At 68.0% G+C, this 15,048-nt stretch carries 13 protein-coding genes; 8 read left to right on the plus strand and 5 right to left on the minus strand.

Translation table 11 applies throughout. The features are described 5' to 3' along the window. Positions 1-16: 16 nt before the first annotated feature. From WG924_RS26555 to hisD, 7 genes are all read left to right on the plus strand, one after another. A complete protein-coding gene (locus WG924_RS26555) occupies positions 17-622 on the plus strand; it encodes an ATP-dependent Clp protease proteolytic subunit (RefSeq protein ID WP_345936053.1) in 606 nt (201 codons plus the stop codon). Positions 623-704: 82 nt separating this feature from the next. Further along, entirely contained in the window at positions 705-2,102 is a 1,398-nt protein-coding gene (locus tag WG924_RS26560; protein ID WP_345936054.1) for a hypothetical protein, read from the plus strand. A gap of 174 nt (positions 2,103-2,276) precedes the next feature. After that, on the plus strand, positions 2,277-3,371 hold the full coding sequence (locus WG924_RS26565) for an ABC transporter ATP-binding protein (RefSeq protein WP_345936077.1): 1,095 nt from the start codon (positions 2,277-2,279) through the stop codon (positions 3,369-3,371). A 117-nt stretch (positions 3,372-3,488) separates the two neighbouring features. Then, a complete protein-coding gene (locus WG924_RS26570) occupies positions 3,489-4,610 on the plus strand; it encodes an ABC transporter substrate-binding protein (RefSeq protein ID WP_372045130.1) in 1,122 nt (373 codons plus the stop codon). Between the two features lie 75 nt (positions 4,611-4,685). Then, positions 4,686-5,636: an ABC transporter permease gene (locus tag WG924_RS26575; RefSeq protein ID WP_188578621.1), complete on the plus strand. Its 951-nt coding sequence runs from the start codon at positions 4,686-4,688 to the stop codon at positions 5,634-5,636. Beyond that, positions 5,633-6,445 carry an ABC transporter permease gene (locus WG924_RS26580; RefSeq protein ID WP_345936056.1) on the plus strand — a complete coding sequence of 271 codons (813 nt, stop codon included), beginning with the start codon at positions 5,633-5,635 and terminating at the stop codon, positions 6,443-6,445. Before WG924_RS26575 ends, WG924_RS26580 begins: the two co-directional genes overlap by 4 nt. 27 nt (positions 6,446-6,472) lie before the next feature. Then, a complete protein-coding gene (hisD, locus tag WG924_RS26585; protein WP_345936057.1) occupies positions 6,473-7,804 on the plus strand; it encodes a histidinol dehydrogenase in 1,332 nt (443 codons plus the stop codon). 118 nt (positions 7,805-7,922) lie between these two features. Here the strand turns inward: hisD and WG924_RS26590 are convergent, their stop codons facing one another. Next, entirely contained in the window at positions 7,923-8,588 is a 666-nt protein-coding gene (locus WG924_RS26590; RefSeq protein WP_345936058.1) for an OmpW/AlkL family protein, read from the minus strand. Positions 8,589-8,983: 395 nt separating this feature from the next. Between WG924_RS26590 and hemN the strand changes: the two genes are divergently transcribed. Continuing rightward, positions 8,984-10,399: an oxygen-independent coproporphyrinogen III oxidase gene (gene hemN, locus WG924_RS26595; protein ID WP_345936059.1), complete on the plus strand. Its 1,416-nt coding sequence runs from the start codon at positions 8,984-8,986 to the stop codon at positions 10,397-10,399. 25 nt (positions 10,400-10,424) lie between these two features. Here hemN and WG924_RS26600 read toward each other — a convergent pair whose 3' ends face one another. The 4 genes from WG924_RS26600 to WG924_RS26615 all read right to left on the minus strand — a co-directional run bounded on the left by WG924_RS26600 (position 10,425) and on the right by WG924_RS26615 (position 15,015). After that, positions 10,425-11,291 (minus strand): ABC transporter permease, encoded by an 867-nt coding sequence (locus tag WG924_RS26600; protein ID WP_345936060.1) that lies wholly within the window; start codon positions 11,289-11,291, stop codon positions 10,425-10,427. Positions 11,292-11,300: 9 nt separating this feature from the next. Continuing rightward, on the minus strand, positions 11,301-12,377 hold the full coding sequence (locus WG924_RS26605) for an ABC transporter substrate-binding protein (protein WP_345936061.1): 1,077 nt from the start codon (positions 12,375-12,377) through the stop codon (positions 11,301-11,303). 214 nt (positions 12,378-12,591) lie between these two features. After that, the gene (locus WG924_RS26610; RefSeq protein ID WP_345936062.1) at positions 12,592-13,503 is read right to left on the minus strand and encodes a haloalkane dehalogenase; all 912 of its coding nucleotides are present in this window, start codon (positions 13,501-13,503) and stop codon (positions 12,592-12,594) included. Between the two features lie 141 nt (positions 13,504-13,644). Beyond that, entirely contained in the window at positions 13,645-15,015 is a 1,371-nt protein-coding gene (locus tag WG924_RS26615; RefSeq protein ID WP_345936063.1) for a DUF6880 family protein, read from the minus strand. Between the last annotated feature and the right edge of the window lie 33 nt (positions 15,016-15,048).

The raw sequence follows: 15,048 nt of genomic DNA on the forward strand, positions 1-15,048 counted from the left end.
TAGCAGGACATCGGCCATGCCCGACACGATGCAACTCGTCCCGATGGTGATCGAACGATCCGATCGGGGGGAACGCTCCTATGACATCTTCTCGCGGCTGCTGCGCGAGCGGATCATCTTCCTGAACGGCGAGGTCAACGACACGGTCTCGGCGCTGGTCTGCGCGCAATTGCTGTTCCTTGAGGCGGAGAACCCCGACAAGCCGATCTTTCTGTACATCAACTCGCCCGGCGGTGTGGTCACCAGCGGCTTCGCCATGTACGACACGATGCAATATATCCGCTCGCCGGTGCACACGGTGTGCATGGGCACCGCGCGGTCGATGGGCTCGTTCCTGCTGATGGCGGGGGAACCGGGCCAGCGCGCGGCCTTGCCCAATGCCAATCTGCATGTCCACCAGCCGCTGGGCGGCTATCAGGGCCAGGCATCCGACATCCTGATCCATGCCCGGGAAATGGAGCGGACCAAGCAGCATATCAGCCGGCTCTATGCCCGCCATTGCGGGCGCAGCCTCGACGAGGTCGAGCGCGCGCTCGACCGCGACCGCTTCATGACCGCGCAGGAGGCCCTGGACTGGGGGTTGATCGACCGCATTCTGGATGTGCGCGGCAGCAGCAGTTGATGGCTTTGGCGTGATCGGCACGCCAGGATGCGCTATCACTCGGGCCTTCGCATGTTGTCTGTCGACAGAAGGCGCCCCCCTGATGACCACCGCCACCACGACACCGATGGCCAGCACACCGACGGCGCTGGCCCGTGATCTGGCCCGCGCCGGGCGGATCGCCGAGGCCGAGGCGGTGATTGCCGGCCTGGTGGCCGAGGTGGCGGGATTCGTGCCGGCGCGCGTGGCGATCAACCGCGATGGCTATAGCCTGAATTCGGTCAATGGCTTCATCGATGCCGAGGATGGCCGGGCCTTCTTCTTTAAATTCCATCAGGAAGAGGATGAGGCCGAGACGGTCGGCGAATATTACCGCGCCGAACTGCTGGCCGAGGCCGGCTTCCCGGTCGACCGGCCGGTTGTCGCCTGTGGCGAGGTCGGCCGGCAGATCCTGATCTATGCCCGCCGCGACCAGCCCCGGCTGGCCGATCTGGCGCGCGCTGTCGAAGCGGCGGAGCGCGGGCTTGAGGGGCCGGCGCCGGTGACGGCCGGGCGGCTGATCGCCGCACAGGCGGCAACCGACCGGATCGTCGCCGCGCGCTATCTCGCCAGCCTGCATGACATCACCGCCGAAGAGGCCGCCGCCGAGCCGCTGCACCGGCTGTTTCACGACCGGCTGGTCGACCGCGATGCGCCCGACCGGGCGGGTGGTCGGATGGCGCGGTTCTACGAGGGCCGGATCTTCCATCTGGGCGGGCGTGCCGCCGCCCCCGACCTGACCCTGTCGTGGTATCAGATGCGGGATCTGCGCTGGACGGTCGGCGGCGTCACCTATGACCGGCCGCTCGGCGCGCTGTTCGACGAGGCCCGCGCCCGCCTGGTGCCCTCGCGCTTCGCGGGCGCCGGGGTCACGGCCCATGGCGATGCCCATAACGCCAATGTCTGGTTCGAGGCGGGAACGGGGGCCGGGGAGGATGGCGAGGGCGGCGTGGCGGACCGGCTGAGCTTCTTCGATCCGGCCTTTGCCGGGCGGCACATGCCGGCGCTGCTGGCCGAGGTGAAGGCGACGTTTCACAACATCTTCGCCCATCCGTTCTGGCTGTACGACGCGGCGCTGGCCGAGACCTTGTATGGTGTGCGGGCCGAACTCGATGCCGACGGACGCGGCATCACCGTCAGCCATGACCACCGCCTGTCGGATCTTCGGCAGGGCTTTCTTGAGGCCAAGCGCGATCATCTGTGGCGGCCGCTGCTGCGGGCGCTGGCGGATCGCGGCGCGCTGGTGGAAGACTGGCGGCGGGTGGTGAAGCTTGCCCTGTTCTGCTGTCCGACCCTGGTGATGAACCTGCGGGCCGGACCGGATGCGGGGGCTGCGGACGGCGGGCATCACGGTCCGGCGGCCTCGGCGATCGGGCTTGGCATCGCCATCGCGATGGGCGCCGAGCCGGTGGCGGGACAGAGCGACGCGCTCTCCACTATGCTGGATGCGGTGACACCCTGACGGAAACCATGCGGATGTCTGCTGTCACCATGGCCGCCCGGCTGTGGTTCCGGGTCATCTTGACAGTTTTCCTGCAATCCGTTGGACTGGCCGCAACCGCGCGAGGCGGCGCCTTTTCACAAGAATCCCCGGAGGTCTTGAACGATGCCCGCAGATGCAGCGGCCGCGCCGGCCATGGTGCGCGTCGACGGGGTCAGCCGCAGCTTCGACGGCACCTTGGCCGTGGATGCGGTGTCGTTCGATCTGGCACGCGGCCGGTTCCTGACCATCCTTGGCCCCAGCGGTTCGGGCAAGACCACGCTGTTGCGGATGATCGCCGGCTTCCTGACACCCACCGGTGGCGAAATCGTGCTGAACGGCCGGCCGGTGTCGTCGGAACCGCCGCATCGCCGATCGATTGGGATGGTGTTTCAGAAACTGGCGCTGTTCCCGCACATGACCGCGGCCGAGAATGTGGCCTATCCCCTGCGCATGCGCCGCGCCGATGCCCGCACCATCCCCGATCGGGTGGAGCGCTATCTGGATCTGGTGCGGCTGGGCGGCTTCGGCCGGCGGCGCATCCATGAATTGTCGGGCGGTCAGCAGCAGCGGGTGGCGATCGCCCGCGCGCTGGTGTTCGAGCCCGACCTGCTGCTTCTGGATGAACCGCTGGCGGCGCTGGACAAGAAACTGCGCGAGGAGATGCAACTGGAGTTCCGCCGCATTCAGCGCGAGCTTGGCGTCACCACCATCAACGTCACCCATGACCAGCGCGAGGCGCTGGTGATGTCGGACGAGATCATGGTGATGGATGGCGGCCGCGCCCAGCAGATCGCCGGGCCGGTGGAAACCTATCGCCGCCCGGCCAACCCCTTCGTCGCCGGCTTCATCGGTGTCGCCAATCTGCTCGACGGTCGCGCGGCGGTCGATGGTGGCACAGTCGCGGCCTTCGGCACCCTGGAATGTCCGGCGACGCCGGCGGGCGGCGATCCCATTGCCGCCGGCCAGCCGATCACCGCGGCGATCCGCGCCGAACAGCTTCGGATCACCGATGATGCCGATGTGCTGGAGGTCGACGGGCCGGGAGCGCTGGACATCATCGTTTCGGCGACGGTGGTTGAGGCGATCTTCGAAGGCGAGCGATCGGTCTATGCGGCCAAGGTGCCGGCACTGGGCAATGCCGTGCTCAGGGTGTTCGACCACGATCCGGCGGCACACCGGGCCTGGGGCGTGGGCCAGCCGGTCTATCTGGGCTGGACCGCGCGTGACCTGCTGGTCTGGCCGCGGTGAGCGCGCGGCGCGCGCGGCCGGATCAGATCGACCCCATCATCTGCGGCAACGCATCAGCAGAACCGGCGGCAGACCGCCGGCCATCCAGACGGGACAAGGAGACAGGGGGCCATGTCGATGCATGACGACGAGATCCGGGGCGCCAGCCGCCGGCAGGTTCTGAAGGGTGGCATGATCGCCGCGGCCGGTGCCGCGCTGGCGGGGACGCCGACGATGCTGATCGGCCGCCGCGCCTTTGCGGCCGAGCCGGCCAGGCCGGCCGAGATCATCGTCCGCGCCTGGGGCGGGGTCTGGGTCGATGCGCTGGATCAGGGCGTGTCGCAGAGCTTCACCGAAGCGACCGGCATCCGTGTCCGCCACGATCTGACGGAAGACAACGAGATCCAGCCCAAGATCTGGGCGGCGGTGGCGCAGAACCGGGTGCCGCCGATCCATGTCAACTGGGACACCTCGACCAACGCCACCAAATCGGCGCTGCGCGGCGTGACCCTGGATCTGTCGGATCTGTCGAACCTGTCGCAGCTTCTGCCGGTGGCACGCCCGAAGGGGCTGGAGGGCTGGCCGATCGTCAACACCTATTCCTATGTCTATGTCCTGGCCTATCGCACCGAAGCCTTCCCCGATGGCGCGCCCAAGAGCTGGAACGTGATGCTGGAGCCGCGGTTCAAGGGCCGGGTGGCGCTGTATAACGACGGCATCGGCTTCCATCCCTCGGCGCAGGTGGCGGGCGGCGGCAAGGTCTCGGACATTCCGGGCAACATGGCCCCGGCCTGGGACTTCATCCGCAAGCTGAAGGCGCAGCAGCCGCTGCTGGGCGAGGATCCGGACTTCACCAACTGGTTCCAGCAGGGCGAGATCGACGTGGCCTGCACGATCATCTCCAACGCCCGCGAGGCGAAGCAGAACGGGATTCCGGTCGCCTGGACGGTGCCGCAGGAAGGCGCCAAGGTCGATACCGACGCGCTGTGGATTCCGAAGGGCCTGCCCGAGAACGAGGCCTACTGGGCGAAGCAGTATGTGAACCATGCGATTTCCAAGGGCGCCCAGCAGGCCTGGACCGAAAAGCTGGGCCTGCCCGGCGTTCAGCCCGGCCTGACCCCGCCGGCCGATCTGGCGGGCGATCCGGCCTATCCGACCACGGACGAGGATTTCGCCCGGCTGATCAGCGTGCCGACCCCGGTGCTGGTCGAACATGAGCGGGAATGGTTCCAGACCTTCAAGGAAATCATGCAGGGCTGATCCTGCCGGCCGGCGGACCAGTTCCGCCGGCCCGTCCGCTATCGTGAACCGTGAGCAAGGACACCGCAGCGCGTCATGCCCCGACCATCCAGAACCGCCTATCCGCTGTCATGGCGGCTGCTCGACGCGGCCGAGGCGGTGGTGGGCGCCATGCGTCCCAAGCGGCCGGAGATCGTGGTGCCGGCGCTGTTCCTGGCGCCCGCCATCCTGCTGGTCGCGGTGCTGGTCTGGGGGCTGGCCGGCATGGTCGGCGACAGCCTGCATGTGCTGGATACCGCCACATTCCTGCCGGCGGCCGAGGCCAGCCTTGGCAATTATGCCCAGCTTGCCGACCGGCCGATCTATGCCACCGTCATCCGGCGCAGCCTTGTCGCCGGGGTGATCGTGACGGCGGCGACCCTGCTGCTGGCCTTTCCCTATGCCTATGTGATGGTGCGGACATCCTCGTCGGGGCTGCGCCGGCTGCTGCTGATCGGCCTGTTTCTGCCGTTCTTCATCGGTCAGGTGGTGCGGGCCTATGGCTGGCTGATCATCCTGGGCAACAAGGGGATCGTGAATGCGGCGATCACCGCCCTGGGGTTCGAACCGCTGAAGCTGATCTATACCTATGAGACGATCCTGTTCGGGCTGGTGCAGTACATGCTGCCCTTCGCCGTGCTGCTGATCGCGCCGGCGATCACCGCGATTTCCGAGGAGATGGAGATGGCGGCGGCATCGCTTGGCGCCAACTGGTGGCGCGGTTTCACCACCGTGGTTCTGCCGCTGGCGCGGCCGGGGCTGATCGCGGCCGGCGTGGTGGTCTTCACCCTGACCCTGACCGATTTCGCCATCCCGAACATTCTGGGCGGCGGCACCAATGATTTCGCGGCCAATGCGATCTATGACGCCTTCTTCCGGATATCCGATGCCGGGCTGGGGGCGGCGCTGGCCCTGGTGCTGACCTTCATCGGCAGCACCATCGTGGGCGTGATCCTGGCGATTGCCGGCGCCGGCACGCTGGGCCTGGGCGGGCGGGCCGGCAAATGAGCGCCGCCAGCACCAGCCCACGCGGCAAGCGCCTGATCCTGTGGGCGGTGGTCGGCTTCGATCTGCTGATCCTGGCCCTGCCGACCCTGATCGTGCTGGGCGCATCCTTCACCGCCGGCAACATCGTGACCTTCCCGCCCGACGGGCTGTCGCTGCACTGGTATGAAAAGGTGGTCGGCGCCTATGAGCTGCGGCAGGCGTTCTGGCGCTCGCTATGGGTGGCGGTGGTGTGCACGCTGATCAGCCTGCCGGCGGGGACGCTGGCGGCGATCGCGCTGGCGCGCTGGCGGATCGCCTTCGGCCGCAGCCTGCAGGTCTATCTGCTGCTGCCGTTCACGGTGCCGCTGATCGCATCGGGCATCGGCATGATGCTGCTGTTCGGCCGCGTCGGCATTCTGGGCCAGTTGTGGCCGGTGGGGCTGGCCTGCGCGGTGATCAACCTGCCGTTCATGATCTGGGCGGTGGGCGCATCGGTGAACGGGCTGGACCCGGATCTTGAGAACGCCGCCGCCAATTGCGGCGCGCCGCCGGTTCAGACCTTCCTGACCGTCACCCTGCCGGCGGTGATGCCGGGGGTGATCACCGGCGCGCTGCTGATGTTCGTGCTGGCCTTCAACGAATTCCTGGTCAGCCTGCTGCTGGTGGATGCCCGGATCGTGACCCTGCCGGTGCTGATCTACAACTCGATCCGCAGCGTCATCACGCCCGACCTGGCAGCGGTGTCGGTGGTTTATATCGTGGTGGCGGCACTCGCCATCCGCGCGCTCGACAGGCTGGTCGGGCTCGACCTGTTCCTGCGGTCCAAATAGCCCTCTCTCGTCCAAGGAGCCAGCCCGATGCCGGCCGCCGTCAGTTTCCACGATCTGTCCACCCTCGACGCCGCGGCGCGCGCCGGGCTTCTGAAGCGTGCCGAAAGTGATCTGGGGCCGTTTCTCGACAAGGTCCGGCCGATCATCGAGGCGGTGCGCGCCGAAGGCGATGCGGCACTTGCCCGCTTCGCCCGCGAGTTCGACAAGGCACCGGTCGATCCGGCCCGCATCCAGGTGGAGCCGGCCGCCTTCGACCGCGCCTTCGATGCGGTCGAGCCCGAGGTGATCGAGGCGATCCGCTATGCGGTCGACAACATCCGCCGCTTCCATCAGGACCAGAAGCCCGAAGAGATGTGGCTGCACGAAATCCGGCCCGGCGCCTTCGCCGGCGACCGCTTTCTGCCGATCCCGTCGGTGGCCTGCTATGTGCCGCGCGGCAAGGGGTCGTTCCCAAGCGTGGTGATGATGACCACGGTGCCGGCTGTGGTGGCGGGCGTGCCCGAGATTTCGATCATCACGCCCCCCGGTCCCGATGGCGAGGTCGATGCGGCGACGCTGGTTGCGGCGCGGCTGGCGGGGGTTGAGACGGTTTATAAATGTGGCGGCGCGCAAGGCGTGGCGGCGGTGGCCTATGGCACCGAAACCGTGCGCCGGGCGGTGAAGATCGTCGGTCCAGGCAGCCCCTGGGTGGTGGCGGCCAAGCGGCTGCTGTCGGATGTGATCGATCCCGGCATTCCGGCGGGGCCGAGCGAGGCGATCATCTTTGCCGACGACACCGCCGACGGCCGGCTGGCGGCGCTGGATCTGCTGGTCGAGGCCGAGCACGGCCCCGACAGTTCGGCCTGGCTGGTGACCACCAGCCGCCAGGTGGCCGAGGATGCGATCGCGGCGCTGGATGGCTATTGGGCGAAGATGGGCGCGCAGCGCACCGCGTTTTCGACCGCGGTGCTGACCGGTCCGCGCGGCGGCGTGGTGCTGGCGCCGGATCTGGAGGCCGCCTATGCCTTCATCAACGACTATGCGCCCGAGCATCTTGAGGTGCTGGGTGACGAGCCGTTCGCGCATCTGGGCCGGCTGGTCAATGCCGGTGAAATCCTGCTGGGCAACCGCACGCCGGTGACGCTGGGCAATTTCGTGCTGGGCCCCAACGCGGTGCTGCCGACCAATGCCGCCGCGCGCACCTTCTCGCCGCTGTCGGTGTTCGACTATATGAAGCGGTCATCGGTTGGATATGTGACCGCGAAGGCCTATCCGGAACTGGCCCGACATGCCGGCATCCTTGCCCGTTACGAGGGCTTCGAGGCCCATGCCGCGGCGGTGTCGCCGGTCCGCGACGCGATCCTGAACCGGCGGCGCTGACACGTCTGGACGCCTGCGAACGGAAAACGGCGCGTGTCCCGGCAGAGAACTGCCAGGGCACGCGCCGTTTCTGTCTGTATGCGGGGTCTGTCTGTATGCGGGCCGCGCGCGTTCCGGATCAGAAGCGGTAGCCGACACCCACGCCGATCAGCCAGGGGTCGATGTCGACATCGGCCTTGATCGAGTTGTTGATGGTGGCGTCGGTGTTCAGGAACAGCTTCTTCACGTCGAGGTTCAGCGCCCAGTTGTCGTCCAGCGCCACATCGACACCGGCCTGAAGGGCGAATCCGAAGGCATTGTCATACTTGATGTTGATGCCGGTGGGCTCGTCCTTGTTGTAGAAGATCGTATAGTTGATGCCGGCACCGACATAGGGCCGGATATTGCCTTCGGGCAGGAAGTGATACTGCGCGGTCAGGGTGGGCGGCAGCAGCCATACCTTGCCCAGATCCACATCGCCCGCGGCCGTGCCCTTGGCGCTGACCTTGTGCGGGGTGGTGCCCAGGATCAGCTCGAAGGCGATGTTCTGGGTGGCGAAATAGGTGATGTCGAGTTCCGGCACCAGCGAATTGTCGATGCTGACATCGCCGCCGATCGGATCGATCGAGGCGCTCTCATCCGGCACCACGGCCAGACCGCGCACGCGCAGCATCCACGGGCTCTTGTCCTCTGCGGCGGCGGGCGCCGCCATGCTGAGTGCGCCGAACACGGTGCCGGCGGCAAGAACGGTGGCGAGACCGGCGGCTTTCAGCGCCCGGGTGCCGAGGATGGCGGACTTGGTCATGGCAGTGGCCTTTTCTGGGGCACGTTCACGGTCGGTGTGACGCTTGCGCGAGGCAATGCCCGCCCGACGGAATGCGGGCGGAGGAGATGGGCGGGACCGGGCCGCAGTGGCCAGCGGATGTGTCTTCTGCGTCACCGGTCGATGCGCCTATTCATGCGCCAGCCGGCGTGCGGAGCGTTGATCTGGATCAACCCGCCCCGGCCTGCGACCGGATGCCGCAACCGGGTCCGCTGAGCGGATTGTGTTCCGCCCTGTCTGCTGTCGCGTTTCGCACCGCGACGCGCCGGTTTTTGATCTTGCGCAAGGGTTTTTGATCTTGCGCAAGGTATGGGCGGCGGCGATCGGGCAGCATGGCCGCAATGGTCACGCCCCGTCCGCTGGAGGTCCGCATTCCGATGGCTGTCATCACATCCGCCCTGCCCCCGGCGACGGCCGTTCCGGCAAGCCCTGCGGAAGATCGCGAGGCCGCGCGCCGGGTGCCGGTCCAGTCGGCACGGCTGCCGCGCTATACCAGCTATCCGACCGCGCTTCAGTTCAGCGGGGCGGTGGGGCCCGATCAGGCGGCGGCCTGGATGCGGTCGGTGGCGGGCCACGACCCGGTGTCGATCTATATCCATGTGCCGTTCTGCGACACGCTGTGCTGGTTCTGCGGCTGCCATACCCGGGTGATCAACACCCGCGGCCCGATCGTGGCCTTCGTTCACAGCCTGATCGCCGAGATCGAGATGGTGGGCGCGCTGCTGGGCAGGCGGCATCCCGTCCGCCATCTGCATTTCGGCGGCGGCAGCCCGACCATTCTTGAGCCCGAGGACATCGACCGGATCTTCCAGACGCTGGCGCGCAGCTTCGACATCGGCGCCGATGCCGAGATCGCGCTGGAAATCGACCCGCGCGATGTCGATCCGGCGCGGCTGGATGCCTGGGCCACCGCCGGTGTCAATCGCGCGAGCCTGGGCGTTCAGGATCTGGACCCGGTGGTGCAGAAGGCGATCAACCGTATCCAGCCGGCCGAGGCCACGGCCCGTGCTGTGGCGATGCTGCGCGAGCGGGGGATCAACGCCATCAACATCGATCTGGTCCACGGCCTGCCGCACCAGACCACGGACGGCGTGCTGGCGACGCTGGATCAGGTGCTGACCCTGACACCAGACAGGGTGGCGCTGTTCGGCTATGCCCATGTGCCGTCGATGAAGCAGCATCAGCGGCTGATCCCCGATGCCGCCCTGCCGGGGCCGGCGGCGCGGCTGGAACAGGCGGATGCGGCCGCGCGCCGGCTGAAGGCGGCGGGTTATGTCGGCATCGGGCTCGATCATTTCGCGCGGGCCCATGACCCGCTGGCGGTGGCGCAGCGCCAGGGGCTGCTGCGGCGCAATTTCCAGGGCTATACCACCGACACTGCCGCGGCGATCATCGGCTTCGGCCCGTCCGCGATCGGCGATCTGCCGGGCGGCTATGTCCAGAACACCATCGATGTCCGGGCATGGCGCGAGGCCGTGGCCGAAGGCCGGCTCGCCACCATCCGCGGCGTTGCGGTGGACGACGACGACCGGCTGCGCCGGGCGGTGATCGAGCGGCTGATGTGCGACCATGGCGTCGACGTGGCGGCGGTGGCCGCATCCATGGGCCGCGATCCTGAGGTTCTGGCTGGCGCCATGGCGCTGATCGATCCGCTGGAGGAACGCGGTATCGTGTTGCGCGATGGCTGGCGGTTGCTGGTGCCGGTCGAGATGACCCCCGACATCCAGCGCGTCGCCGCCTGTTTCGATGCCTATCTGAACCCGGCGGTGCGCCAGTTGATCGCCGCCGAGTGAGGCGGGTGGACCACCATCGGCCGGATCAGGTGCTGTCGGCCTTGCGGCCGCGCCGGGCCAGAACCCGGCGGCCATAGCCCTGGGTCATGCGGTCGAGCAGCATGGCCAGGGCCACGATGCCCAATCCGCCGATCAGCCCCATGCCGCTGTCATTGCGCTGCAGGCCGACCAGCACGGTTTCGCCCAGGCCGCGCGCACCGATCATCGATGCCACCACCACCATGCCCAGCGCCAGCATGGTGGTCTGATTAAGGCCCTGCAGGATGGTCGGCAGGGCCAGCGGCAGTTCCACCTTGAACAGCAACTGCCGGCGCGAGGCGCCGAAGGCATTGGCCGCCTCGCGCACCTCGTGATCCACGCCGCGCAGGCCCAGATCGGTCAGCCGCACCAGCGGCGGCATGGCATAGATCACGGTGGCGAACACCGCCGGCACCTTGCCCAGCCCGAACAGCATCGCCGCCGGCAGCAGATAGACGAAGATCGGAATGGTCTGCATGAAATCGAGCACGGGCAGCGCCACGGCACGCATGCGGTTGGATTTGGCCATCAGGATGCCGATCGGCAGGCCGAACAGCGCGGCGATCGACACCGCCACCAGCATCAAGGCCACAGTCTGCATCGCCTGATCCCACAGGCCCAGAGCGCCCACGCCCCACAGGCCCGCCGCCAGCAGCACCGACGTGACGGGGCGGCGGGTGACGGCGAATGCCGCCGCCACCACTGCGCCCAGGATCACGGCAGGGTGGGCACCGCGCAGCACGCCTTCGATGGCGCCAAGGATGCCGAGCAGAAACCCGGCGGCGGCTTCGAAGCTGTTGCCATGGGTGACGATCAGCCAGTCGAGTGCGTCATTCACCGCATGGCGCAGCGGCGTGCCCAGATCCGGAAACATGCCCGATGATCAGCCCTTCTGTGCGGCGGCGGTGACACGCTCGGCGACGTCGGGCGAGACCCAGGCCTTCCAGACATCCGGATATTCGGCGAGGAACCATTTGGCGCCATCCTCGGGCGAGCCCTCGGTGTCGCGGATATGGGCCAGCGCGCGGCTGACCTGCTCGGAGGTGGTTTCATAGCGCTCAAGGAAGCCGATCACCGTGGGCGCGGCCTTGGCGAAGTCGGCATTGGCGCCGATGATCACGGTGCTTTCCGGATAGGCGGTGGCCTGTTCTGGCGCGTCTGCCGCCATCATCGCAGCCCAGGTGTCGGCATCGAAGGCCGGCTCTTCCAGCGCCACGAAATCGTATTTGCCCAGCAGCCAGGTCGGCCCCCAGTAATAGAACAGGATCGGCTTCTTCCGCTTGACGGCGCTGTCCACCGCCGCCGACAGCGCCTCACCGGTGCCGGGGCGGAAATTGGTGTAGCTGTCTTCCAGCCCATAGGCGTGCAGTTTCTTGGAATTGACGATCTCGCACTGCCAGCCGGCCGGGCAGTTATAGAACCGGCCCTTGTCGGTCTCTTCCTGATCCTCGAACAGCTTGGTGTATTTCGGCAGATCGCCGACCGATTTCAGATCCTTGGCCGGGGCGTCGGCGCCTTCCACCACATAGCGGGGCACGAACCAGGCTTCACGGGCGTCGGGGAAATTGGTGCCGACCTCGACCACCTGCCCCTTTTCCCTGGCGTCCAGCCAGACCTGCACCGGATTGGCCGACCAGATCTCCATCACCACATCGACATCGCCGCGTGACATGCCGCCGACCAGCGGGATGACCGAGCCCGGCAGTTCGTCGGTGGCGCAGCCATAGCCTTCATCCAGGATCATGCGGGCCAGCGCATTGTGGAACCGGGCGCTGTCGTAATCGAGGCCCGCGAAGATGATCGGGCGCTCGATGTCGCAGGCCCCGGCATCGCCATCGGCGGCCGCGGCCGGGTTGGCCAGCATCATGCCGGCAAGGGTCAGGGCTGCGGCGGCGCTGCCGCCACGCAACAGGTGGCCGGCACGGTTATGTGGCCGGTCGATGCGGGTATGCCGGGTCATGGGTCTCTGTTCCCTGTTCGGGGTTGGGCCCGCCGAGGCGCGCCGTCGTCGGCCGTGCCGCCTGATCATGGGTCAGGGCTGATGGCGCGGCCGCTCCGGAAACATCAACTATGGCGTCCCCGGCCGCGCCTGCCAACCGCTCGAACGAGATGGTGGCGCCGGAACAGGATGATGGTTCCGCCCGGTCACAATCCGTGCCCGGGCGGTGATGGCGTCAGGCGAACAGCGGGTCCAGGGCGCGGGGCATGAACGCGTCGGCCCATTCCTGGACGAAGTGGCCGCCATCCGCCACCTTGATCGGCTCCGGGCAGCCCCGGATGACCTTGGCCAGCGCCATCATCGGTGCCTCGCCCAGCACCGGATCGGCCATGCCGATCACCATGGAACTGCGGCCGGTCCATGCGGTGCTCCACCAGTCGCGGGCATCGCGCGACAGGGCGGCACCCTCGGCATCGGGATGGGCCGGAACCAGTGCCGGGAACACGCGGGCGGCGGCGCGATAGCTGTCATCGGGGAAGGGCGCGTCATAGGCGGCTGCTTCCTCGGGCGTCAGATGCGGGCAGCCGCGCGCGAACAGCTTCGGGATCGAGAAGTCCGGGCTGTTGGCGACAAAATCGCGCCAGGCCTCGAACCCCTTGCCCAGCGGCCGGTCGCCGGTGCCGAGGGCGGTGTTCATCACCAGCAGGCCGCGGAAGCGATCCGGCATTTCCGGCGGCAGGGTCAGGCCCAGCAGCCCGCCCCAGTCCTGCACCACAAGAATGACGTGCTTCAGATCCAGACGCTTGACCAGTTCCACCAGCATGCCGCGATGGAACAGGAAGCCATAGGCCTTGTCGTCGGCCAGCTTGTCGGAGCGGCCGAAGCCGATCAGATCCGGCGCCACCACCCGGCCGCGCGCCGCAAGATAGGGGATCATCCGGCGATAGAGATAGCTCCAACTGGGCTGGCCGTGCAGGCACAGGAAGGTCGGCGCCTCGGCCCCGGCATCGGCGACGGCGGCCGGCTCGTCGACATAGGCGACGCGGATGCCCTCATAGCCGGGCAGGTCGTCGACATAATGCGGCGGATAGTGCCAGCCGGGCAGGTCGAGGAAACGGGTGTCGGGCGTGCGCAGAATGTCGGACATCGGGCGTTTTCTCCGGAAGGCTTCTTGGCGGGTGACCGGCTCGCTCCGGACCGGAACGAACGTTCGTCTAAATCGAAGCATATGCCTTTGCGCGGACCGGGTCAGCCCCCCGGGCCGCATCTGGCCGGGAAAGATGCCGAATCAGGAAAGATGGCGCCAGAAGGCGGCTTTGCGCGGGTGGTCGCGGCGCAATTGCTCCAGGTAATCGTCGTGGGACACAGCCGCGCCGGCGTCGCCGATCGTGCCGGCGACACCTCGGCATTCATCCAGCCAGCGTGCGGCCATGCGATAGCGGCCGGCGCGGCGCCGGGTCAGCGTGTCATCGATCATCGCCCGCCAGATCAGGGTGGCGGCCAGCGGATAGCGCCCGGCCAGGGCCTGGGCGGCGGGGCCCAGCAGATCGTGGCGGTCGGGATCGAGTGCTGCCCTGCGCTGCATCGCCAGCGCCGCCGCCCGCTCCAGATCCGGCCACGACACCAGCACATGCAGGGCAAGGGTGGCGGCCGGGTGCCGCATCGCCAGATCGAGTGCCAGATCCCGGGCCTCGATGTCGTCGAAATCGGGCAGCCGCCTGAGATAGGCCTTCAGATGCGTCGCCGACAGCGCCTGTTCGAAACAGGCCAGACGCAGCGCCTGCGCCGCGTCGTGTTTGCCCCGCGCATCCAGAACCGCGATCCAGGCATCCTCCCAGTCCAGGTCGGGCCGGCCATGGCTGAGCCGGGGGCGATGGGCGGGGCGCACGGCATCGAGGCTGGCGGCGGCCTCGGCAACGCGCCCGGCGGCGAGCAGGCGATGCGCGATACGGGTGGCGATGGTGGGCAGAACCCGCGCCGCCGGGTCGAACTGGTTGATGAAGCCGTCGACATCCCCCAGGCAGTCGGCGATCGCCTGAAGGGCCTGGCGCGGCGCCGGTCCGGACAGCCTGGACAGGCGCTGCTTCAGGCGGTCGAGGCCCGGCGAACCGTTTCCTGTCGAGGCAGCCAGCAGCGGCACCAGCGCCGCCGCCAGCCCGTCATACTGGCCCTGATCATTGACGGCAAGTGCGGTGGCGGCGCGGTCGGCCAGGGCGAGCGGATCGGCCCGTGCCGCCCGGGCGATGGCCGGCAGATCGGCAGAGGCGGCCTGAAACACGGCCGTCACCGTACCGGCGGTGTCGGTGCTGCGCGCCAGAACCGGCCCCGCCAGGGCCAGGAACCGCCAGATCAGGTCCAGTGCCTCGGCCGGATCGGTGGCGGCGAGCGGCCCGGCGATGGCCCGGCGCTGGGTTTCCAGATCGTCGACCAGCGCCTTGCGGCGGCGCCAACTGACCCGGCCCTTCGACGCGCCGATGGCGATCAGCCGTTTGCGCACCTCATGTGCCACCGCCAGCGGGCTGTCGGCGCCGGCCAGGGCCAGTCGGATCTGGCGCTTGGCGGCGGCATTGCCGGCGCTGACCTCGATCAGCAGCGCGGCCAGGCGTGCCGCACCCAGCGCTTCCAGATTGCGGGCATTCAAGGTGGTCTTCGATGCCAAGCCCTAACGCCTTCCGATCGGATGGATGATCAT

Source organism: Tistrella arctica (assembly GCF_039630945.1).
Lineage (GTDB): Bacteria > Pseudomonadota > Alphaproteobacteria > Tistrellales > Tistrellaceae > Tistrella > Tistrella bauzanensis.

What these genes read in the sequence shown, in the direction of transcription:
- WG924_RS26555 (WP_345936053.1), top strand. Translation starts at nt 17, where the DNA reads ATGCCCGACACGATGCAACTCGTCCCGATGGTGATCGAACGATCCGAT.
- WG924_RS26575 (WP_188578621.1), top strand. Translation starts at nt 4,686, where the DNA reads ATGCCCCGACCATCCAGAACCGCCTATCCGCTGTCATGGCGGCTGCTC.
- WG924_RS26610 (WP_345936062.1), bottom strand. Translation starts at nt 13,503, where the DNA reads ATGTCCGACATTCTGCGCACGCCCGACACCCGTTTCCTCGACCTGCCC.
- WG924_RS26580 (WP_345936056.1), top strand. Translation starts at nt 5,633, where the DNA reads ATGAGCGCCGCCAGCACCAGCCCACGCGGCAAGCGCCTGATCCTGTGG.
- WG924_RS26570 (WP_372045130.1), top strand. Translation starts at nt 3,489, where the DNA reads ATGCATGACGACGAGATCCGGGGCGCCAGCCGCCGGCAGGTTCTGAAG.
- WG924_RS26565 (WP_345936077.1), top strand. Translation starts at nt 2,277, where the DNA reads ATGGTGCGCGTCGACGGGGTCAGCCGCAGCTTCGACGGCACCTTGGCC.
- WG924_RS26600 (WP_345936060.1), bottom strand. Translation starts at nt 11,291, where the DNA reads ATGTTTCCGGATCTGGGCACGCCGCTGCGCCATGCGGTGAATGACGCA.
- WG924_RS26605 (WP_345936061.1), bottom strand. Translation starts at nt 12,377, where the DNA reads ATGACCCGGCATACCCGCATCGACCGGCCACATAACCGTGCCGGCCAC.
- WG924_RS26590 (WP_345936058.1), bottom strand. Translation starts at nt 8,588, where the DNA reads ATGACCAAGTCCGCCATCCTCGGCACCCGGGCGCTGAAAGCCGCCGGT.
- WG924_RS26560 (WP_345936054.1), top strand. Translation starts at nt 705, where the DNA reads ATGACCACCGCCACCACGACACCGATGGCCAGCACACCGACGGCGCTG.
- hemN (WP_345936059.1), top strand. Translation starts at nt 8,984, where the DNA reads ATGGCTGTCATCACATCCGCCCTGCCCCCGGCGACGGCCGTTCCGGCA.
- hisD (WP_345936057.1), top strand. Translation starts at nt 6,473, where the DNA reads ATGCCGGCCGCCGTCAGTTTCCACGATCTGTCCACCCTCGACGCCGCG.